Source organism: Variovorax beijingensis (assembly GCF_003951285.1).
Lineage (GTDB): Bacteria > Pseudomonadota > Gammaproteobacteria > Burkholderiales > Burkholderiaceae_C > Variovorax > Variovorax beijingensis.
Genome location: NZ_RXFQ01000005.1, coordinates 129,823 through 148,909 on the forward strand (window position 1 = coordinate 129,823; position 19,087 = coordinate 148,909).

Genomic DNA, 19,087 nt, shown 5'->3' on the forward strand with positions numbered 1-19,087 from the left:
GGGCTCAGCTGCCCGTCGAGGCGTAGTGGCGCAGCCCGATGCGCCATGCGCCGAAAGCCGCCGCGAGGAAAACGAAGCCCGCGAGCGGCGACACCATGCCCACCCAGTCCGGCGCGCCCAGCGGATCCGGCTTGCCGAGGATCGCGAGCGCCGGGTAGTACGCCACGCAGGCCAGCGGCACGATGAAGGTCAGCACGCGGCGGAACCACTGCGCGTAGAGCGCCAGCGGGTACTGCGCCGCCTGCACGCCGCCGTAGGTGAGCACGTTGGCGATCTCCAGGCTTTCGACAGTCCAGAATGACAGCGTGCCCTGCAGCACCAGGATGCCGAGGAACAGTGCGATGCCGCCGGCCAGCGCGAACAGGAAGATGGCCACGGCGCCCGGGGCCCATGCGATGTGGGCCTGGACGGTCGCGAACGCCAGCACGCCCAGGCCCTGCAGCAGCCGGCCCAGGCGGCTGATTCGCACGTCGTGTCCCATGAGCTGCAGTGCCAGCGGGCGCGGGCGCAGCAGCAGCCGGTCGAAGGTGCCGGTGCGCAGGAACTCGGTGCCCAGCACATCGAAGCCGCGCCCCAGCGCGTCGGCGATGGCGAACATGCAGTTGACCAGGCCGTAGAACAGCGCCACTTCGCCAATGCCCCAGCCCTGCACTTCGCCGAAGCGATGGAACAGCGCCCAGACGGCGACGACCTCGATGCCTGTGCCCAGGAATTGGCCCAAGGTCAGCAGCAAGGCGGACGCGGGGTACCTGGCCTGGCCGCTGATGGAGGCGGCCATGAGGCGGAAGAAGAGAGGGAGGGCGCCCATCTTCAATGCCCCTCGCCGCTGTTCAGGGCGCGGTCCTTGTGCTGGTCGGTCCACCGCTGTGCGGATTGCGTCATGCCACTCATTGCTCGTAGCAGATGTCGAGCCGGACCAATGCGCCGCGGGCATCGATGCGATCGGCTCGGAAGTAGAAGCGGCCGCGGTAGCTGTCGAGGTGAAGGGGCACGGTGACCGGATCGCCCCAGCTCGTCACCGAGAAGCCCCGCCCTTGCAGCCATCGCAGCAGGGTGTCCAGGCGCTGCGGGTCGGCGTCGACGTGGATGTCGGCGTCTGCGGGCGGCATGCCTTGTGGGTCCTGCTGCCAGCGCGCGAAGCTTCCGAACAGCGTGAAGTCGTGTCCTGCTGCGCGCATGGCATCGAGCAGCGCCGCCGTGGCCGGCAGGTCGATGCGCTCGCGCTGCTTGCGAAAGACCAGCGCGTGTTCGTGGCGCCGGTCGGTGCGGGTATCGGCGTCGTTGTCTTCCGCGTCGTGCGGATAGACCAGCACGCGCTCCCCCTCCATCGTGAAGAGCGCCTCCAGGATGCGCGCGAGATCGAAGGCCAGCGGCAGCACGCGATCGCCGATCCGGAGGTTCTCCACCATCGCGATGCAGGCGCCGCCCTCGCACAATCCGGCGCGGACGCGGTGGAAGACGTTGCGCAGGCCGTCTAGGTACTGCGCATAGCTCGGGCTGTCGTAGAGCTGGGAGGTCGCTTGCGCACCGGTCCAGCGGCAACCGAAGTAGGGCACGTTCGTCAGGCACAGGTCGAAGGGCGGGAGCGCGGCGTCTTCGAGCGCATCGCACGAGGCGTGCAGGAGCGTCGTGCCGTGGGCGAGGCCGTGGCGTGCCAGCCGCTCGCGGATGAGGTCGATGCGGCCGGCATCGACTTCGCAGCCCGAAGCCCGTCGGCCCTCGAGGCGCGCCGCGAGCAGCGTCGTGCCGAAGCCGGCGAACGGGTCGAAGACCGTGTCGCCCGGTTGCGAAAACCTGCGCACGAAGGGCAGCATCTGCTCGACCCATCCGCAATCGCGCCCGCCCATCGGGTCCCGCGCGCGCAGGTCGTCCGGCAGCCGGTAACGCGGCGATTCATGGTCGAGCATCAGCCAGCTGTGACTGGTCATGGGCAGGCCTGTGCGGTGCGCGTGTCGAGCAGCACGTCGTGCCCCGGCTCCCAGCCGGCGCAGAGCTGTCCGTCGGCAAAGTAGACGAGCTTGTAGACGTCGCCGGTCGCGTGGCGCGCGTGCATGGCGCCGTAGTCGGCACTTTCGAAGACGACCCTCAGGCCGCTGTCGGTGCGCAGGCGCAGGTTCCAGAAGTAGTAGCCCTCGGTGAGGCTTTCGAGGGTCCACCCGCGCGAGATTTCGGGGTCGTCGAGGCAGGCTGTCACCAGCGCGTCCATCGAGACCCGCTGCGTGCGCAGATAGCGCGCGGTGGCGTTGTCGCGATAGCCGTCGTCGAGCCGCGAGAACTCCCGGAAGACGACGGTCCCGGCGCCGCATCGCCGTGCCCACGCGAGGTACGCGGCCACGTCGGTCGGCTGCGCGATGCCCCCGCGCTGGAGGATGCACACGAGCCGCAGCGCCACCGCATCGGCGAGCTGGCGCGCGGTGCGTTCGAACACGACGGGGTCACCGATGGCCACCTCGGGCCGGAATCGCATGATGGCCTGGTTGACCGCGCCGTCGTGGTGGTGGCGGGACAGCTCCAGCCAGCTCATTTCGAAACGTTGCAGCGCGCGCCGCAGTACCTCGCCCTGCGGGCCGGCAAAGCCTGCGCCGTTGGTGTAAAGCACACGGTCTTCGACCACCGGGCCCTCGCTTTCGCCCGCGGCCAGCGTGTGCAGCAGCCGGAGCATCCAGTCGGCGTCGTCGCTCGTTTCCAGACCCGAGAGCGACCACGACAGCGGCACGCCGCGCAAGGCGCGCAGCGCGCGGGACAGGCCGTCGAAGTAGTCGGGTGCCGGACGCAGCCGGGACGCCGAGGTTCCGCCGTCGGTCCTGCGCAGGTTTTCCGAGCAGAAGCCGCAACGTGCCGAACAAGGCTTCACGGAGGCGTACGGCGTGAACGTGAGGGGCTGCGCAAAGCGCCGCGCGACGCCGCCGATCGCGTGCGTGTGCCAGCGCGCGGCCTCGTTCGAAGACGGCGTGCGAAGGGTCACCCCGCGCACGGAGCGGCGAAGGCGTTCGAAGAGCGGGGAACTCGCGCTGCGCGGCAGATCGGCCACGGCGATCTGGTCGATCGCGCAAGTCACGGCCCGCGTAGCGAGGGGTACCGGCGTATCGGCTTCAAGGGGAATGACGGGGCGCATGGCAGGGGCGGAGTGGTCGCAACCACGACCATACGCCGGCGTTGCCTCCGCGGTGGCGTTGGCCCACCGCGGCTGGAGCCGCGCCATGCGCATTTCCGCACGAGAAGCGTTGACGCGGTCCAGGCCCGTCACCCTAGCCACCCTGCACCTGCAGACTGCGCATCGTGCGCCCCATCGCCATCCGCCCGAACGCGACCAGCAGGGCGATCCAGAAGCACTGCAGCCCCAGCGCGCCCAGCGCATGCCAGCCGCCCAGTTGCCCGAAATACAGCCGCGCCGGAATGTCGAACAGCCCCGCCAGCGGCTGCACCAGCAGGGCGGTCTGCCAGGCGTCGGGCAGCAGCGCCAGCGGCAGCAGGTTGCCCGAGAACACGATGACCACGGGGGTGACCACCGCGCTGATGCCGCGCTCGTTGAGCGCCGCCGTGGCCGCCACGTTGAGCAGCATCACCATCGCGGTCGACAGCAGCAGCGCAAGCCCGACCGACAGCAGGAACGCCATGCCGGCCACTGCGCTCGCGGGCGGTTGCCAGGCCCATTCGCCAAGCCCCGCCAGCGGCAGCACGGCCGCCGCGAAGGCCGCCATCAGCGCCACGCGCGGCAGCAGCCGCGCCGCGATCCAGCCGGCGCTGCGCGCGAACCACAGCGCGTACGCATCCACCGGCCGCAAACGGTCGTAGGCGACCGCGCCGGTGCGCACGGCCTGCGCCACCTCCGGGTCGCCGAGCCAGGGCAGCAGCACCAGCAGGCCCTGCGCGAGCCAGGTGTAGCTGATGGCCTGGGCGAGCGACATCGGCGAAGCCGCACCCGCGACGGCGCTGCCGCCGTAGAACGCGGCGAACACCATCACCTTGATGCCGCCCCACCAGCACTGGGTTGCAAAACCGGCGAGCGCCGCGGTGCGGTACTGCAGCATCTGCATGAAGCGCGACACGAAGGCCGCGGCATAGGGGCGCAGCAGCTCGCGCGGGCTCACGCTTCGGCCGCTCCGTGCATGGCATAGAAGCGCGCGATCACCGCCTCGATGGCCAGGCCTTCGAGGCGGATGTCTTCCACCGCGTGTCCGGCCGCGATGCGCGCGATCAGCGCGGGCGCCGAGGTGACCGCGGGATCGAAATCGAGCACCAGCGTCTGGCCGTCCCGCGCGTGCACCGTGGCGCCGGGCACCTGTTCGGGCAGCGCCGCGTCCTGCGCGAAGTCGACCACCAGCCGGCGCTCGGCCATCACCTGCGCGCGCAGCGCCTCGACCGGGCTGTCGGCCAGCACGCGGCCATGGCCGATGACGATCACGCGCTGGGCCAGCGCCTCGATGTCGTGCATGTCGTGCGTGGTCAGCAGCACGGTGGTGCCGCGCTCGCGGTTGGCGCGGCGCACGAAGTCGCGCACCGCGAGCTTCGAGGGCGCATCGAGGCCGATGGTCGGCTCGTCGAGAAACAGAATGTCCGGCTCGTGCAGCAGCGCCGCCGCGATCTCGGCGCGCATGCGCTGGCCCAGCGAGAGCTGGCGCACCGGCTGGCCGAGCACGCGCTCCAGGTGCAGCAGCGCGACCAGTTCGTCGCGCGTGCGCCGATAGCGCGCCGGCTCGACACGGTAGATGTCGCGCAGCAGATCGAAGCCGTCGCCCACCGGCAGGTCCCACCACAGCTGCGTGCGCTGGCCGAAGACCACGCCGATGCGCGCCACGTGGCGCTCGCGGTCGGCAAAGGGGTCGCGTCCGTCGATCTCCACGCGCCCGCCGTCGGCCCGCAGGATGCCCGAGAGGATCTTGATGGTGGTCGACTTGCCCGCGCCGTTCGGCCCGATGAAGCCCAGCAGCTCGCCGCGCTCGAGCGAGAACGACACGCCCGACAGCGCCTGCACTGTGCGGTGGCGCCGCTGCACGAGGCCGCGCAGCGCGCCCATCACGCCCGGGCCGTGCTCGGAGATGCGGTAGCTCTTGAGGAGGTGGTCGACGAGGATGTGGGGCATGGAAAGCGCCGCGCCGGCGTGGAACGCGCGGCGGGGGCGGGATGCTACACGAAACCGCCGGTACGATCACTGGCTCTGCAGAGATTGCCCGCCCGCCATGCCTTCGCCGACTTCCCTTCCGCCCTCGCCCACCCATCTGCTGCCGCTGGAGCGCTGGGCCGCGCCCACGCGCCGCGCGCTCGCCGGCGTGTTCACGGACATCGACGACACGCTCACCACCGAGGGCGCGATCACGCCCGATGCGCTGCAGGCCCTCGGCGATCTCAAGGCCGCGGGCCTTTCCATCGTGGCGATCACGGGCCGGCCCGTCGGCTGGAGCCTGCCCTTCGTCAACACCTGGCCGGTCGATGCCATCGTGGCGGAGAACGGCGCGGTGGCGCTGCTGCCTGCAGCCGAGGGCCAGATCGAGAAACGCTACATGCAGGATGCGCCCACGCGCACCGCCAACTTCGAGCGCATGCAGGCCGTGCTGGCGCGCATCGAGCGCGAGATCCCGGGCGCGCAGCGCGCCACCGATTCGCCGGGCCGCGAGACCGACATCGCCATCGACCACAGCGAGTTCGTGCAGCTGGGCGAAGAGACCATCGCGCAGGTCGTCGCGCTGATGCGCAGCGAAGGCATGCACGCCACCGTGAGCAGCATCCACATCAACGGCTGGTACGGCGACAACGACAAGCTCGAGGGCGCACGCTGGATCGTGCACGAGCTCTGGGGCCGCACGCTCGACGACGAACTCGACCGCTGGGCCTATGTGGGCGACTCCACCAACGACCAGCTGATGTTCCGCACCTTCGCGAGCAGCATCGGCGTGGCGAACGTCGCGCGCTTCGTGCCGCAGCTGGAGCACCTGCCGCGCTACGTGACCGGGGGCCAGCGCGGCGCGGGCTTTGCCGAGGCGGCGCGCGCCGTGCTCTCGGTCCGCTGACCGGCCCGTCGCGCCATCCCTGCCGCCAGCTCACTTCTCCTTCGCCAGCCCCAGCTTCTCGATCACCGCCTTCTCGCGCACCACCGTGTCCTGCGCAAACTTGGTGTACGTTGCCGAGCTCATGTAGTTCGGCAGCATGTCGTAGCGGCCGAGCGACGCCACATAGCTCGGCTCTTCCATCGCCTGCTTGAAGGCGTCGTGCAGCTTCTTCACCACCTCGGGCGGCGTGCCCTTGGGGGCGCCGATGCCGAAGGGCGAGTTCTGCACGATGTCGTAGCCCAGTTCCTTCAGCGTCGGCGCATCGGGGAACTTGGCGAGGCGCTTCTCGCCCCAGGTGTTGAGCACGCGCAGCTTGCCGGCCTCCACCTGCGGCGCAAAGCCGGTGCTGTCGGCGGCCGCCATCAGCTGGCCGCTGACCACCGCGAGCATCAGGTCGGCGCTGCCCTTGTAGGGCACGTGCTGCAACTGGATGCCAGCCTTCTGCGCAATGATCTCGGTCGTGAGATGCGGGCTCGTCAGGTTGCCGGTGGAGCCGTAGGTGAGCTTGCCGGGGTTGGCCTTGGCGTAGGCGACGAAGTCGGCCCAGGTCTTGAACGGGCTGTCGGCCGGCACCACGATGCCGAAGGCATAGCCCGTGACGTTGAGCACGTAGCTGATGTCCTTGAGCGGATCCCAGTTGATCTTGGTGGTGTAGCCGAGGCGGAACACGCCGAGCGGGATCTGCGCGACGGTGTAGCCGTCGGGCTGCGCGGTCTGCAGCGCCTGCGCGGGCAGGGTGCCGCCGGCGCCGGGCTTGTTGTCGACGATGACGGGCTGGCCGAGGATCTTGCTCGCGTTGTCGGCCAGCTGGCGCATCGTGATGTCGGTAGGACCGCCCGCCGGGAACGCGATGACCAGCTTGATCGGCTTGGCGGGAAAGGCCTGCGCGAGCGCCGCCAGCGGTGAAAGAAGAAGCCCGCAGGCTGCGGCGAGCGTGGCGGCACGGAAAAGGGATCGGCGGGACATGGTGGCAGGTTCCTGAAACGGGAAAAAAGGAAAAGGGCGCATTGGGCCCTGCCCTTTGCGCGGCGGCAATCGGTGCTCACCCGACTGGTGTCGCCTGCGGCTCAGCCCGCGGCCTGCTGCTCGAACCCCTGCAGCACGTTGACGGCATTGACACCCACCTCGGCCACCGCGTAGCCGCCCTCGAAAACGAACACCGTGGGCAGGCCGGCGCGCGCCAGATCTTCGCCCATGCGCAGGTAGTCGTCGCTCCGGAGCCGAAAGCCCGCGACCGGGTCGCCTTCGAAGGTGTCGACGCCGAGCGACACCACCAGCGCGCCTGCGCGCACCGCGCCGATGCCGTCGAGCGCGGCCTTCAGCGCCGCGCGCCAGGTGGCGAAGTCGGTGCCGCGCGCGAGCGGCAGGTTGTGGTTGAAGCCGAGCCCGGCGCCCGCGCCGCGCTCGTCGGCATGGCCCAGGTAGTAGGGATAGTCCGTGAGCGGATCGCCATGCAGGCTCGCGAAATGCACGTCGCCGCGCTCGTAGAAGATGGCCTGCGTGCCGTTGCCATGGTGGTAGTCCACGTCGAGCACCGCCACCCGCTCCACGCCCGCATCGCGCAGCGCCTGCGCGGCCACGGCGGCGTTGTTGACGAAGCAATAGCCACCGAAGAAATCGGCGCCCGCATGGTGGCCGGGCGGCCGCGTGAGCGCGAAGGCGGCGCGCTCGCCGCCGGCGACGCGCTGCGCCGCGGTCCAGGCGCAGGCCGCGCCGTGGCGCGCGGCGGCCCAGCTGCCGGCCATGAGCGGCGTGCCCGCGTCGAAAGAGAACAGCCCCATGCGCGCGGGAAAGCTCTTCGGCAGCACATCGGTACGCATGCCGCGCGTGGGCCAGTACGAAGGCAGGGCATCGCGCGATGCGTTGGACGGATCGAGCGCCACCCACTCGTCCCAGGCATGGGCGATGAAGTCCAGGTAGCGCGGCGCATGCACCTTGGCCAGCAGCGCCTCGTCGAAGGCATCGGGCACTTGCAGCGGGCCGAGGCCGCGGCGCTCCAGTTCATGTTTCACATGGTCGACACGGGCGGGCACCTCGAAGCACGGCACCAGTTCGCCGCGGAACATCTCGACTTTGCCCTGGTGCAGTGCGTGCTGGTCGTTGTAGATGGTGAGCATGCCGCCCATCATGCCGCACGCCGCAGCACCGCCCGGCGCCGGCCCGACGCCGTCAGCCCGAACAGGTCCTTCGGATCGTCAAGTTCCGGCACCAGCGCGATCTGCTGGCCGATGCCGCGCTCGAGCGACAGCTGGTGGATGTAGCGCAGCGCCGTGTAGTCTTCGAGCGCAAAGCCGACCGAGTCGAACACCGTGACCTGCCCGGCGCTCTCGCGCCCGGGCACGCTGCCGAGCAGCACCTTCCAGAGCTCGTGCACCGGGAAGTCGGCCGGCAGCTGCTGGATCTCGCCCTCGATGCGGGTCTGGGCTTCGTACTCGACGAACACGCGCGCGAGGCGCAGCACATCGGGATGCAGCTCGGTCTTGCCGGGGGAATCGCCGCCCACCGCATTGATGTGCATGCCCGGCTCGATCATCCCGGGCGCGAGCACGACCGCGTGGCCCTGGTGGGCCGTGACCGTGGTCACGATGTCGGCGCTGCGCACCGCATCGGCGACCGACGCCGCGCGCACCACCTCGAGCGGCGTGCAGGCCGACAGGTGGCGCACCAGCTTGTCGGTGGCGCGCGGATCGATGTCGAAGACGCGCACTTCCTCGATGCCCAGCAGCGCATGGAAGGCCAGCGCCTGGAACTCGCTCTGCGAGCCGTTGCCGATGAGCGCCATGCTGCGCGAACCGGGCCGCGCCAGCGCCTGCGCCGCCATGGCCGAGGTGGCGGCGGTACGCAGCGCGGTGGTGAGCGTGAGCTCGGACAGCAGCACGGGGTAGCCCGTGTCGACCTCGGCCAGCACGCCGAAGGCCATGACCGTGGGCAGCCCGAGCGCCGTGTTGTGCGGATGGCCGTTGACGTACTTGAAGGCATAGGCGCCGTCGTCGGCCACCGGCATCAGCTCGATCACGCCCAGGTGCGAGTGGCTGGCCACGCGCGCCTTCTTGTCGAACTCGCGCCAGCGCAGGAAGTCGTCGCGCAGCGCGTCGGCCAGGGCCTTGAGGAATTCCGGAACGCCGGTTTCGTCCACCAGGCGAACCAGGCTGTGAACATCGATGAAGCGGGTCATGGCGCGGCTCCTTGCGTAGCCCGGACGCGGCGCTTCATTCCTTCAAGTGTTCACTCCACCATGGCTGATCCAGGATGCGCCTGCGCCAGGGGTTGGAGCCATTGTGCGCCTGCTTGCAGGCCATGGCGAGCCCCCGCCGCGCCCCTGCTGGAAGCACAGCTTCAGTCGTGCCTGTGCTCTTCGATGCTGCGCTCCAGGAAGCGCCAGAGCCGCTCGTCTTCGCTGAAGGCCACGTTGAAGCGCAGCCAGCCGGTGGGATGCGGGTTGACCAGGAACAGCTGGCCCGGCCCGAGCATGATGCCCTCGGCCGCGGCGCGGCGCGAGAGCTCGGCGCTGTCGGCAATGTCCGGGTGCCGGGCCCACAGGTACATGCCGGCCGCGGCTTCGTGGAACAGCTCGAAGCCCAGCCCGTCCAGCCGCCGCGCGACGCTGCCCTGCGCCTGCGCGAGGCGCTCGCGCAGCGACTTGAGATGCTTGCGCCAGCGGCCGTCGGTCACGATGCCGAAGGCCAGCCGCTCGGTGATGTCGGACGAGGTCAGGCCCGAGATCATCTTGAGCTGCGCCAGCTCTTCGAGCAGCTCCGGCTGGGCGACCACGTAGCCGACGCGGATGTTGGGCGAAATGGTCTTCGAGTAGCTGCCCACGTAGACCACGCGGCGCAGCTGTCCCAGGCTGGCGAGCGAGGGGCGCATCGATGCGTCCATCTCGGCATAGATGTCGTTCTCGACCAGCGTGAAGTCGTGTGCCTGGGCCAGCTGGAGCAGTTGCACCAGCTGCGGCAGCGATGCCATCGAGCAGGTCGGGCTCTGCAGCCGGGGCTGGGTGAAGAAGGCCTTGGGCCGATGCGCCGCGAGCAGCGCCTCGAGCGCCGGCATGTCGTAGCCCGTGGGGATGCGCGGCACGCCGACAATCTCCACGCCCAGGAAGCGGAGCATGAACATCAGGTTGGGATAGCCCGGGTCGTCCACCAGCACCGAATCGCCCGGCTTGAGCAGGCGGCGCGCCACCAGGTCCAGCGCCTGGCTGGAACCCTGGGTCAGCAGCACCTGGGCGGCGTCGACCACGATCTGCTGCTCCGAGAGCGCCTCGGCCGTCGCCATGCGCAGCGCCATGTGGCCGAAGGGCAGGCCGTAGCCGCCGATATCGGCGCCTTCGGAGGCCAGGTGGCGGAGGCTGCGGCGCATGCCGTCCTCGAACAGCCAGTCGTGCGGCAGCCAGCCGCAGCCGGGCTTGAGCGGCAGGTTGCGGTTCTCGAAGATCTGTTGCAGGTACCAGCGGGCATCGAAACGGGGATCCGGGCGGGGCACGCTGGCCGCGCCGGCGGCGCTGTCCTCGATGCGCCGCTTGACGAAGAAGCCGGCGTTGGCGCGCGAGACCAAGAGGCCCTGCGCCACCAGCCGGTCGTAGGCCTCGACCACCGTGAAGACACTGACGCCATGGGCGGCGGCGAAGGCGCGGATCGACGGCAGCTTGCTGTCGGCCTTGAGCTTCTGGGCGCCGATCAGTCCGCGCAACCCTTCCACGATCTGGCTGACCAGCGGCGTTGGCTGTTCGGGGCGAAGAATGAGCATCGGGGCGTCTCCGGCAGACCGGCCTGCACCATATTGAGGAAAGTATGTACAGGATACAAGACCAGTACAGTCTTCCGGGCGATCACTTCCGGTGTACATGGCCGGATCGATTCGTGCGACCTAGAGTGCCGGCATTCCTTCTTCAAAGCACAGGCCGTACCCATGCAACGCGAACCCCACCTCAGCAATGCCGCCCTCATGGCCCGCCGCAATGCGGCCGTGGCCCGCGGCGTTGGCCAGGCCCATGAGATCTTCGTCAGCCGCGCCGCCAACGCGGAAGTGTGGGACGTCGAGGGCCGCCGCTACATCGACTTCGCCGGCGGCATCGCGGTGCTGAACACCGGCCACTGCCATCCGGAAATCAGCGCCGCCGTGAAGGCGCAGGTCGATCTTTATTCGCACACCTGCTTCCAGGTGCTGGCCTACGAGCCCTACGTGGAGCTGGCCGAGCGCCTGAACGCACTGGCGCCGGGCCAGTTCGCGAAGAAGTCGATCTTCCTGAGCACCGGCGCCGAGGCGGTCGAGAACGCGGTCAAGATCGCCCGCGCCCACACCCGTCGGCCCGGCGTCATTGCCTTCAACGGCGGCTACCACGGCCGCACCATGATGACGCTCGGCCTGACCGGCAAGGTGGCGCCCTACAAGCTCGGCTTCGGCCCGTTTCCGGGCGAGGTGTTCCATGCGCTGTACCCGAACGCGCTGCACGGCGTGAGCGTGGACGATGCACTGCATTCGGTCGAGCTGCTGTTCAAGAACGACATCGAGCCCGAGCGCGTGGCGGCCTTCATCCTGGAGCCGGTGCAGGGCGAGGGCGGCTTCTATGTAGCGCCCAACGACTTCGTCGAGGGCCTGCGCGCGCTCGCGGACCGGCACGGCATCCTGATCATTGCCGACGAGGTGCAAACCGGTGCGGGGCGTACCGGCACCTGGTTTGCCAGCGAGCAGTGGCCGGTGGCACCGGACCTGATCACCACAGCCAAGTCGATGGCGGGCGGCTTTCCGATCTCCGGCGTGGTGGGCCGCGCCGAGGTGATGGATGCGCCCGCGCCGGGCGGCCTGGGCGGCACCTATGCCGGCAGCCCCATCGGCTGCGCCGCGGCGCTCGCGGTGCTCAAGGTGTTCGACGACGAGCAATTGCTGGCGCGCAGCCGGGCGCTGGGCGAGCGGCTCACGGCCGGCCTGCGCCGCATCGCGGCCGAGGTGCCGGCCATCGGCGACGTGCGCGGGCTCGGCGCCATGGTGGCCATCGAGCTGTTCGAAGAGGGCGACACCGCGCGGCCCGATGCTGCGCTGACCCGCCGGGTGGTCGCGGAGGCGGCGCGGCGCGGGTTAATCCTGCTGTCATGCGGCACCTATGGCAATGTAATTCGCGTGCTGGTGCCGCTCACGGCATCCGACTTGCTTGTGGACGAAGGCCTGGCGCTTCTCGCGGCCAGCTTCGCCGCGCTGCGCTGATCGATCCTTTCCTGAAATCCTCCATGACAGCAGAACCCTTGGTGCGCTTCCAGCGCGTCCAGAAAACCTACGACGGCGAGCACCTGGTGGTGCGCAAGCTCGACCTGGACATCCACCGCGGCGAGTTCCTGAGCCTGCTCGGGCCTTCGGGCTCGGGCAAGACCACCACGCTGATGATGCTGGCGGGCTTCGAATCGCCGACCTCGGGCGAGATCCTGCTCGACGGCAAGCCGATCACCGGCACGCCGCCGCACAAGCGGAACTTCGGCATGGTGTTCCAGAACTACGCGCTGTTTCCGCACCTGAGCGTGGGCCAGAACGTGGCCTATCCGCTCACCGTGCGCAAGGTGCCCAAGGCCGAGCAGCAGCGCCGCGTGCAGCGCGCGCTCGACATGGTGCAGCTGCGCGGCATGACCGACCGCCTGCCCGGCCAGCTTTCGGGCGGCCAGCAGCAGCGCGTGGCGCTGGCGCGCGCGCTGGTGTTCGAGCCCCAGCTGGTGCTGATGGACGAGCCGCTCGGCGCGCTCGACAAGCAGCTGCGCGAGCACATGCAGCTCGAGCTCAAGGACCTGCACCGCCAGCTGGGCGTGACCTTCGTCTACGTGACGCACGACCAGGGCGAGGCGCTCACCATGAGCGACCGCGTCGCGGTGTTCAACGAAGGCGTGATCCAGCAGCTGGACACGGTCGACGGGCTGTACGAAACGCCGTCCAACCGCTTCGTGGCCGGCTTCGTCGGCGACAACACGGTACTCAAGGGCCAGTTGGGCCGCGGCGGCGAACACACCGAGATGACGCTGCCCGACGGCCGCGTGCTGCACGGGCTCAACGTCGGCGGTGCGGCTGCGGGCGCGGCGGTCGAGGCCTGCATCCGCCCCGAGCGCGTGGTGCTGCACCGCGGTCCGGCCGCACAGGGCGCCAACATGCTCGCCGCGCAGGTGTCGCGCGTCATCTACTTCGGCGACCACCTGCGGCTGCTGTGCAGCGTGGGCGACGGCCAGGCCGACGCCACCGTGAAGCTGCCGCTCGATGGCGCGGGCGGTGCCGCCGCACCGCAGGCCGGCGAAGCGGTGGTGCTCGAATTCCCGATGGCGCATGCGCGCATCTATGCCCACTGAAGCCGGTCCGCTGTCCCTTCGTTTCCCTTCTTTTCGTTCATCACCCAGGAAGATTCCCACCATGAAAAAGACCCTTCTCGCCTGCATCGCCGCCGCCGGCTTCGCGCTGCCGGCCTTGGCCCAGCAGCAGCTCACCGTGGTCAACTTCGGCGGTGCCAACGCCAACGCCCAGAAGAAGGCCTATTACGAGCCCTACGAGAAGACCGGCACCAAGATCATCCCGGTCGAATACAACGGCGAGCAGGCCAAGATCAAGGCCATGGTCGAGACCAAGAAGGTCACCTGGGACGTGGTCGAGGTCGAGTCGCCCGACGCCGCGCGCGGCTGCGACGAGGGCCTGTTCGAGAAGCTCGACTATTCCAAGATCGGCAGCAAGGCCGACTTCCTGCCGGCCGCGGTCACCGACTGCGGCGTCGGCCTGTTCGTGTGGTCGACCGTGATGGCCTACAACGGCGAGAAGCTCAAGACCGCGCCCACCAGCTGGGCCGACTTCTGGGACGTGAAGAAGATCCCGGGCAAGCGCGGCATGCGCAAGGGCGCGCGCTACAACCTCGAGTTCGCGCTCATGGCCGACGGCGTGAAGCCGGCCGATGTCTACAAGGTACTGGCCACCAAGGACGGCGCCGAGCGCGCGTTCAAGAAGCTCACCGAACTCAAGCCCAACATCCAGTGGTGGGAGGCCGGCGCACAGCCGCCGCAGTTCCTGGTGGCCGGCGACGTGGTGCTGACCACCGTGTACAACGGCCGCATCGACGCGGCCAACCGCGAAGGCCGCGACCTCAAGATCTACTGGCCCGGCGGCATCTACGACCTCGACTACCTGGTGATCCCGAAGGGCGCGCCGAACAAGGAGGCCGCGCTCAAGTACATCCAGTTCGCGATGCAGCCGGCCAACCAGGCGGTCTATGCCCAGAACATCGCCTACGGCCCCACCAACACCAAGGCACTGGCTTCGCTGAGCCCCAAGGTGCTGGCCGACCTGCCGACCTCGGCCACCAACGCCAAGGATGCGCTGCAGTTCAACGTCGGCTTCTGGGCCGACCAGGGCGAGGCGCTCGAGAAGCGCTTCGCATCCTGGGCCACGCAGTAAGCGGGCAAGGCAAGAGGCCATGCAAGCGGCAATGCCTGTCCCCCTGGCTTCTGCAGAGGCGCCGCCGGGCGAGCTCCGGCGTGCGCTGGCGCGCGCCGAGTCGCGCCGCAAGTGGCGCGCCTTCGCGCTCACGGCGCCGCTCCTGGTGTTCCTGCTGCTGACGCTGCTGGTGCCGATCGTGGCGCTGCTGCAGCGCGCGGTCGAGAACCCCGAGGTTGCCAATGCGCTGCCGCGCACCGTGCGCGCGCTCGACGGCTGGAACCGCAAGGAGGCGCCTGCGCCCGCGGCCTATGCCGCCATCGCGGCCGACCTCGCCCAGCTGCCCGACAGCTCCGACGCGGGCGCCCTGGCGCGCCGCCTCAACACCGAGATCGCAGGCGCCCGCTCGCTGGTGATGGGCACCTTCCGGGCATTGCCGATCGCCGGCACGCCGGAAGAGGTCAAGGCGCGCATGCTGGAGATCGATCCGCGCTGGGGCGAGCTGCCGTTCTGGCAGGCGATTGCCAAGAACGGTTCGCGCTGGACGCCCGACTACCTGCTCGCCTCGGTCGACCTGCGGCGCGACGTGGCCGGCGAGGTGGAGCGCATGCCCGCCGACCAGCGCGCCTTTGCCGGCATCCTGCTGCGCACCTTCAACATCAGCGCCGTGGTCACCCTCTTCTGCCTGCTGCTGGCCTATCCGCTGGCCTGGTGGCTGTCGACGCTGCCGGCGCGCAAGGCCAACGTGCTGATGATCCTGGTGCTGGTGCCGTTCTGGACCTCCATCCTGGTGCGCGTGGCGGCGTGGATCGTGCTGCTGCAGTCCGAGGGGCTGGTCAACCGCGGCCTCATGGGCATCGGCCTGATCGACCATCCGCTGGCGCTGCTGTTCAACCGCACCGGCGTGATCATCGCGATGGTGCACATCCTGCTGCCCTTCATGATTTTGCCGCTCTACAGCGTGATGAAGAGCGTGCCGCCCACCTACCTGCGCGCGGCCGTCTCGCTGGGCAGTTCGCCGCTGGCGGCCTTCTTCCGCGTGTACGTGCCGCAGACCTATCCGGGCATCGGTGCCGGCGCGCTGCTGGTGTTCATCCTGGCCATCGGCTACTACGTGACGCCGGCGCTGCTCGGCGGCGCGGACGACCAGATGCTGAGCTACTACATCGCGCGCTACACCAACGTGGAAATCAACTGGGGCATGGCCTGTGCGCTGGGCGCCGTGCTGCTGGTCGCCACGCTGGTGCTGTATGCCGTGTACCGCCGCATCGGCAAGGCCGAGCTCAGCCTCGGCTGAGCGGCACGAAGGACCGACAAGCATGTTCAAGCCCCCTCAATTCCCGGCCTATGCCACCTTCGCCGACAAGCTCGGCTGGTGGCTGGTGCGCGCCGGCTGCGTCGCGGTGCTGGCCTTCCTGCTGGCGCCGATCCTGGTGGTGATTCCGCTGTCGTTCTCCGACAGCTCGTTCCTGGCCTACCCGATCCGGGGCTGGTCGCTGCAGTGGTACCGCCACCTGTTCGAATCGCCCGAGTGGTCGCGCGCGGCGCGCAACAGCTTCATCGTCGCGCCGGCCGCCACGGTGCTGGCCACCGTGCTGGGCACGCTGGCGGCAGTAGGGCTGTCACGCACGAGCTTCGCCTTCAAGGGTCTGCTCATGAGCGTGCTGATCTCGCCGATGGTGGTGCCGATCGTGGTGGTGGGCGTCGCCACCTACCTCTACTTCGCGCCCCTCGGGCTGGCCGACACCTACATCGGGCTGATCGTGGTGCATGCGGCGCTGGGTGCGCCTTTCGTGCTGACCACCGTGCTTGCCACGCTGGCCGGCTTCAACCACAACCTGGTGCGCGCATCGCTGAGCCTGGGCGAAACGCCTTTCAGAACCTTCATGCGCGTCACGCTGCCGGTGATCGCGCCGGGCGTGATCTCGGGCGCGCTGTTCGCCTTTGCCACCTCGTTCGACGAAGTGGTGGTCACCTTGTTCCTCGCGGGGCCCGACCAGGTCACGCTGCCGCGCCAGATGTTCACCGGCATCCGCGAGAACATCTCGCCCACCATTGCCGCCGTGGCAACGCTGCTGATCGTCTTCACCACCACGCTGCTGCTCGCGCTCGAATGGCTGCGCGGCCGGCGGCGCTAATCTTTCGCACGCAAGATGCCCAGCGCCTCACCGAACCAGCCGCTCGGCGGCAACACGATGCCGCGCTTCGCCGGCCCGGGCACGATGATGCGGCTGCCGTGCGCAACTTCGCCTGAGGGGCTGGACGCGGCCTTCATCGGCGTGCCGCTGGACATCGGCACCTCCAACCGGCCGGGCGCGCGCTTCGGGCCGCGCCAGATCCGCGCCGAGTCGGCGCTGCTGCGGCCCTACAACATGGCCACCGGCGCGGCGCCTTTCGACAAGCTGAACGTGGCCGACCTGGGCGACGTGCCGATCAACACCTATTCGCTCGACAAGTCGCTCGCCATCGTCTCGGACTTCTACGGCGCGGTGCTGGCCGCCGGCTGCGCGCCGCTGACGCTCGGCGGCGACCACACCATCGCGCTGCCGATCCTGCGCGCGGTGGCGGGCAGGCACGGCCCGGTCGCGCTGGTGCACGTCGATGCGCATGCGGACGTGAACGACGACATGTTCGGCGAACGCATTGCCCACGGCACGCCGTTCCGGCGCGCGGTCGAGGAAGGCCTGCTGGCCTGCGACAAGGTCTGGCAGATCGGCCTGCGCGGCACCGGCTATGCGGCGGACGATTTCGACTGGCCGCGCAAGCAGGGCTTCACCGTGGTGCAGGCGCACGAGGTCTGGTACCAGTCGCTGGCGCCGCTGATGGCGCAGGTGCGCGAGCGCATCGGGCCGGCGCACCCGGTCTACATCAGCTTCGACATCGACGGCATCGACCCGTCGTTTGCCGGCGGCACCGGCACGCCCGAGATCGGCGGGCTCACCGTGCCGCAGGCGCTGGAGATCGTGCGCGGCTGCCGCGGGCTGAACGTGGTGGGCGCCGACCTGGTCGAGGTCAGCCCGCCCTACGACACGAGCGGAAACACCGCGCTGCTCGGCGCCAACCTGCTCTACGAAATGCTCTGCGTACTGCCGGGCGTGCCCTTCCGCTGACACCGGCGACTCTTTTGCTTCGAGACCACACGACACCATGGACACCAGGACTTCCCCCCTCGCATTGCTGAACGACCCGACCCTCCTGAAGACAGACGCGCTGATCGCCGGCGAATGGATTCAAGGCAAGAGCCGCTTCGACGTGGACGACCCGGCCACCGGCCGCAAGCTGGCCGACGTGGCCAACCTCTCGCGCGCGGATGCCGCACTCGCCATTGCCGCCGCCGACAAGGCGCTGGCCGCCTGGCGCGGCAAGACCGGCAAGGAGCGCAGCATCGTGCTGCGCAGGTGGTTCGACCTGCTGATCGCCAACACCGAAGACCTCGGCCGCCTGATGACCGCCGAGCAGGGCAAGCCCTTTGCCGAGGCCAAGGGCGAGGTCGTCTACGGCGCGAGCTTCGTCGAGTGGTTTGCCGAGGAAGCCAAGCGCGTGAACGGCGAGGTGCTGCCGCAGTTCGACAACAACCGCCGCTTGCTGGTGATGAAGCAGCCCATCGGCGTGTGCGCGGCGATCACGCCGTGGAATTTTCCGCTGGCCATGATCACGCGCAAGGTGGCGCCGGCGCTGGCCGCGGGCTGCACGGTGGTCATCAAGCCGGCCGAGCTCACGCCGCTCACCGCGCTGGCCGCCGCCGAACTGGCCATGCGCGCCGGCATTCCGGCAGGCGTGCTCAACGTGCTCACGGCCGACAGCGGCAACAGCATCGCGATCGGCAAGGAGCTGTGCGAGAGCGGCGTGGTGCGCCACCTGAGCTTCACGGGCTCCACCGAAGTGGGCCGCATCTTGATGAGCCAGTGCGCGCCGACGGTCAAGAAGCTGTCGCTCGAACTCGGCGGCAATGCGCCCTTCCTGGTGTTCGACGATGCGGACGTGGATTCGGCGGTCGAGGGTGCCATGGCCAGCAAGTACCGCAACGCCGGCCAGACCTGCGTGTGCGCGAACCGGCTGTATGTGCAGGAAGGCATCTATGACGCCTTCGTCGAAAAGTTCGCGGCCAAGGTCAGGGCGCTCAAGGTCGGCAACGGCTTTGAAGATGGCGTGGTGCAGGGCCCGCTGATCGAGGAAGCGGCCATCGACAAGGTGCAGCGCCATGTCGCCGACGCCGTCGCCAAGGGCGGCAAGGTGCTGGCGGGCGGCCACAGGATGCAGGGCCAGTTCTTCGAGCCCACCGTGATTGCCAACGCCACCGCCGACATGCTGTGTGCGCGCGAAGAAACCTTCGGGCCGTTCGCGCCGGTGTTCCGCTTCAAGACCGAGCAGGACGGCATCGACGCGGCGAACAACACCGAGTTCGGCCTCGCGAGCTACTTCTACACCCGCGACGTGGGCCGGATCTTCCGCGTGGCGGAAGCGCTGGAATACGGCATGGTGGGCATCAACGCCGGCGTGATCGCCACCGAGCATGTGCCCTTCGGCGGCGTGAAGCAGTCGGGCCTGGGGCGCGAGGGCTCGCACCACGGCATGGACGACTACGTCGAGATCAAGTACCTCTGCCTCGGCGACATCCAGAAATAGGAAACGAGCAAGGGCGGGCGCGGCGC

General features: G+C 69.3%; 17 protein-coding genes. 8 read left to right on the plus strand and 9 right to left on the minus strand.

The features are described 5' to 3' along the window. Positions 1–4: 4 nt before the first annotated feature. From EJO66_RS10025 to EJO66_RS10045, 5 genes are all read right to left on the minus strand, one after another. Positions 5–808: an ABC transporter permease gene (locus tag EJO66_RS10025; protein WP_125965200.1), complete on the minus strand. Its 804-nt coding sequence runs from the start codon at positions 806–808 to the stop codon at positions 5–7. 79 nt (positions 809–887) lie between these two features. After that, positions 888–1,928 carry a DNA methyltransferase gene (locus tag EJO66_RS10030; RefSeq protein ID WP_124958741.1) on the minus strand — a complete coding sequence of 347 codons (1,041 nt, stop codon included), beginning with the start codon at positions 1,926–1,928 and terminating at the stop codon, positions 888–890. Next, positions 1,925–3,058: a hypothetical protein gene (locus EJO66_RS10035; RefSeq protein ID WP_124958742.1), complete on the minus strand. Its 1,134-nt coding sequence runs from the start codon at positions 3,056–3,058 to the stop codon at positions 1,925–1,927. The genes EJO66_RS10030 and EJO66_RS10035 overlap by 4 nt, the downstream gene beginning before the upstream one ends. Before the next feature lie 190 nt (positions 3,059–3,248). Continuing rightward, a complete protein-coding gene (locus EJO66_RS10040; RefSeq protein ID WP_125965201.1) occupies positions 3,249–4,091 on the minus strand; it encodes an ABC transporter permease in 843 nt (280 codons plus the stop codon). After that, complete coding sequence (locus EJO66_RS10045; RefSeq protein WP_124958744.1) at positions 4,088–5,083, minus strand: ABC transporter ATP-binding protein; 996 nt, start codon at positions 5,081–5,083, stop codon at positions 4,088–4,090. Before EJO66_RS10045 ends, EJO66_RS10040 begins: the two co-directional genes overlap by 4 nt. A gap of 97 nt (positions 5,084–5,180) precedes the next feature. Here EJO66_RS10045 and EJO66_RS10050 point away from each other — a divergent pair, with 97 nt between their 5' ends. Continuing rightward, complete coding sequence (locus EJO66_RS10050) at positions 5,181–6,008, plus strand: HAD-IIB family hydrolase (protein ID WP_124958745.1); 828 nt, start codon at positions 5,181–5,183, stop codon at positions 6,006–6,008. A gap of 30 nt (positions 6,009–6,038) precedes the next feature. On the opposite strand, the gene EJO66_RS10055 is transcribed toward EJO66_RS10050, so the two are convergent. The 4 genes from EJO66_RS10055 to EJO66_RS10070 form a co-directional block, all read right to left on the minus strand. After that, entirely contained in the window at positions 6,039–7,013 is a 975-nt protein-coding gene (locus EJO66_RS10055) for a tripartite tricarboxylate transporter substrate binding protein (RefSeq protein WP_124958746.1), read from the minus strand. A 101-nt stretch (positions 7,014–7,114) separates the two neighbouring features. Further along, positions 7,115–8,164, minus strand: coding sequence for a histone deacetylase family protein (locus EJO66_RS10060; RefSeq protein ID WP_206168843.1), 1,050 nt, complete (start codon positions 8,162–8,164; stop codon positions 7,115–7,117). An 8-nt stretch (positions 8,165–8,172) separates the two neighbouring features. Next, positions 8,173–9,222, minus strand: a complete 1,050-nt coding sequence (locus EJO66_RS10065; RefSeq protein ID WP_125965203.1) for an ornithine cyclodeaminase — start codon at positions 9,220–9,222, stop codon at positions 8,173–8,175. Positions 9,223–9,383: 161 nt separating this feature from the next. Then, complete coding sequence (locus tag EJO66_RS10070; RefSeq protein ID WP_125965204.1) at positions 9,384–10,793, minus strand: aminotransferase-like domain-containing protein; 1,410 nt, start codon at positions 10,791–10,793, stop codon at positions 9,384–9,386. A gap of 162 nt (positions 10,794–10,955) precedes the next feature. Between EJO66_RS10070 and gabT the strand changes: the two genes are divergently transcribed. From gabT to EJO66_RS10105, 7 genes are all read left to right on the plus strand, one after another. Continuing rightward, positions 10,956–12,248, plus strand: coding sequence for a 4-aminobutyrate--2-oxoglutarate transaminase (gene gabT, locus EJO66_RS10075; protein ID WP_125965205.1), 1,293 nt, complete (start codon positions 10,956–10,958; stop codon positions 12,246–12,248). A gap of 23 nt (positions 12,249–12,271) precedes the next feature. After that, positions 12,272–13,366, plus strand: a complete 1,095-nt coding sequence (locus EJO66_RS10080) for an ABC transporter ATP-binding protein (RefSeq protein ID WP_125965206.1) — start codon at positions 12,272–12,274, stop codon at positions 13,364–13,366. A gap of 61 nt (positions 13,367–13,427) precedes the next feature. After that, positions 13,428–14,456 (plus strand): ABC transporter substrate-binding protein, encoded by a 1,029-nt coding sequence (locus EJO66_RS10085; RefSeq protein ID WP_125965207.1) that lies wholly within the window; start codon positions 13,428–13,430, stop codon positions 14,454–14,456. A gap of 19 nt (positions 14,457–14,475) precedes the next feature. Further along, positions 14,476–15,732, plus strand: coding sequence for an ABC transporter permease (locus tag EJO66_RS10090; protein WP_125965208.1), 1,257 nt, complete (start codon positions 14,476–14,478; stop codon positions 15,730–15,732). Positions 15,733–15,754: 22 nt separating this feature from the next. Further along, the gene (locus tag EJO66_RS10095; protein ID WP_125965209.1) at positions 15,755–16,573 is read left to right on the plus strand and encodes an ABC transporter permease; all 819 of its coding nucleotides are present in this window, start codon (positions 15,755–15,757) and stop codon (positions 16,571–16,573) included. A 15-nt stretch (positions 16,574–16,588) separates the two neighbouring features. Then, positions 16,589–17,545: an agmatinase gene (speB, locus tag EJO66_RS10100; protein ID WP_125965210.1), complete on the plus strand. Its 957-nt coding sequence runs from the start codon at positions 16,589–16,591 to the stop codon at positions 17,543–17,545. 37 nt (positions 17,546–17,582) lie between these two features. Continuing rightward, positions 17,583–19,061, plus strand: a complete 1,479-nt coding sequence (locus EJO66_RS10105; protein WP_125965211.1) for an NAD-dependent succinate-semialdehyde dehydrogenase — start codon at positions 17,583–17,585, stop codon at positions 19,059–19,061. Positions 19,062–19,087: the final 26 nt, after the last annotated feature.

Coding starts and splice junctions, on each gene's coding strand:
- EJO66_RS10025 (WP_125965200.1), bottom strand. CDS start 808: ATGGGCGCCCTCCCTCTCTTCTTCCGCCTCATGGCCGCCTCCATCAGC.
- EJO66_RS10030 (WP_124958741.1), bottom strand. CDS start 1,928: ATGACCAGTCACAGCTGGCTGATGCTCGACCATGAATCGCCGCGTTAC.
- EJO66_RS10045 (WP_124958744.1), bottom strand. CDS start 5,083: ATGCCCCACATCCTCGTCGACCACCTCCTCAAGAGCTACCGCATCTCC.
- EJO66_RS10050 (WP_124958745.1), top strand. CDS start 5,181: ATGCCTTCGCCGACTTCCCTTCCGCCCTCGCCCACCCATCTGCTGCCG.
- EJO66_RS10055 (WP_124958746.1), bottom strand. CDS start 7,013: ATGTCCCGCCGATCCCTTTTCCGTGCCGCCACGCTCGCCGCAGCCTGC.
- EJO66_RS10060 (WP_206168843.1), bottom strand. CDS start 8,164: ATGCTCACCATCTACAACGACCAGCACGCACTGCACCAGGGCAAAGTC.
- EJO66_RS10065 (WP_125965203.1), bottom strand. CDS start 9,222: ATGACCCGCTTCATCGATGTTCACAGCCTGGTTCGCCTGGTGGACGAA.
- EJO66_RS10070 (WP_125965204.1), bottom strand. CDS start 10,793: ATGCTCATTCTTCGCCCCGAACAGCCAACGCCGCTGGTCAGCCAGATC.
- gabT (WP_125965205.1), top strand. CDS start 10,956: ATGCAACGCGAACCCCACCTCAGCAATGCCGCCCTCATGGCCCGCCGC.
- EJO66_RS10080 (WP_125965206.1), top strand. CDS start 12,272: ATGACAGCAGAACCCTTGGTGCGCTTCCAGCGCGTCCAGAAAACCTAC.
- EJO66_RS10085 (WP_125965207.1), top strand. CDS start 13,428: ATGAAAAAGACCCTTCTCGCCTGCATCGCCGCCGCCGGCTTCGCGCTG.
- EJO66_RS10090 (WP_125965208.1), top strand. CDS start 14,476: ATGCAAGCGGCAATGCCTGTCCCCCTGGCTTCTGCAGAGGCGCCGCCG.
- EJO66_RS10095 (WP_125965209.1), top strand. CDS start 15,755: ATGTTCAAGCCCCCTCAATTCCCGGCCTATGCCACCTTCGCCGACAAG.
- speB (WP_125965210.1), top strand. CDS start 16,589: ATGCCCAGCGCCTCACCGAACCAGCCGCTCGGCGGCAACACGATGCCG.
- EJO66_RS10105 (WP_125965211.1), top strand. CDS start 17,583: ATGGACACCAGGACTTCCCCCCTCGCATTGCTGAACGACCCGACCCTC.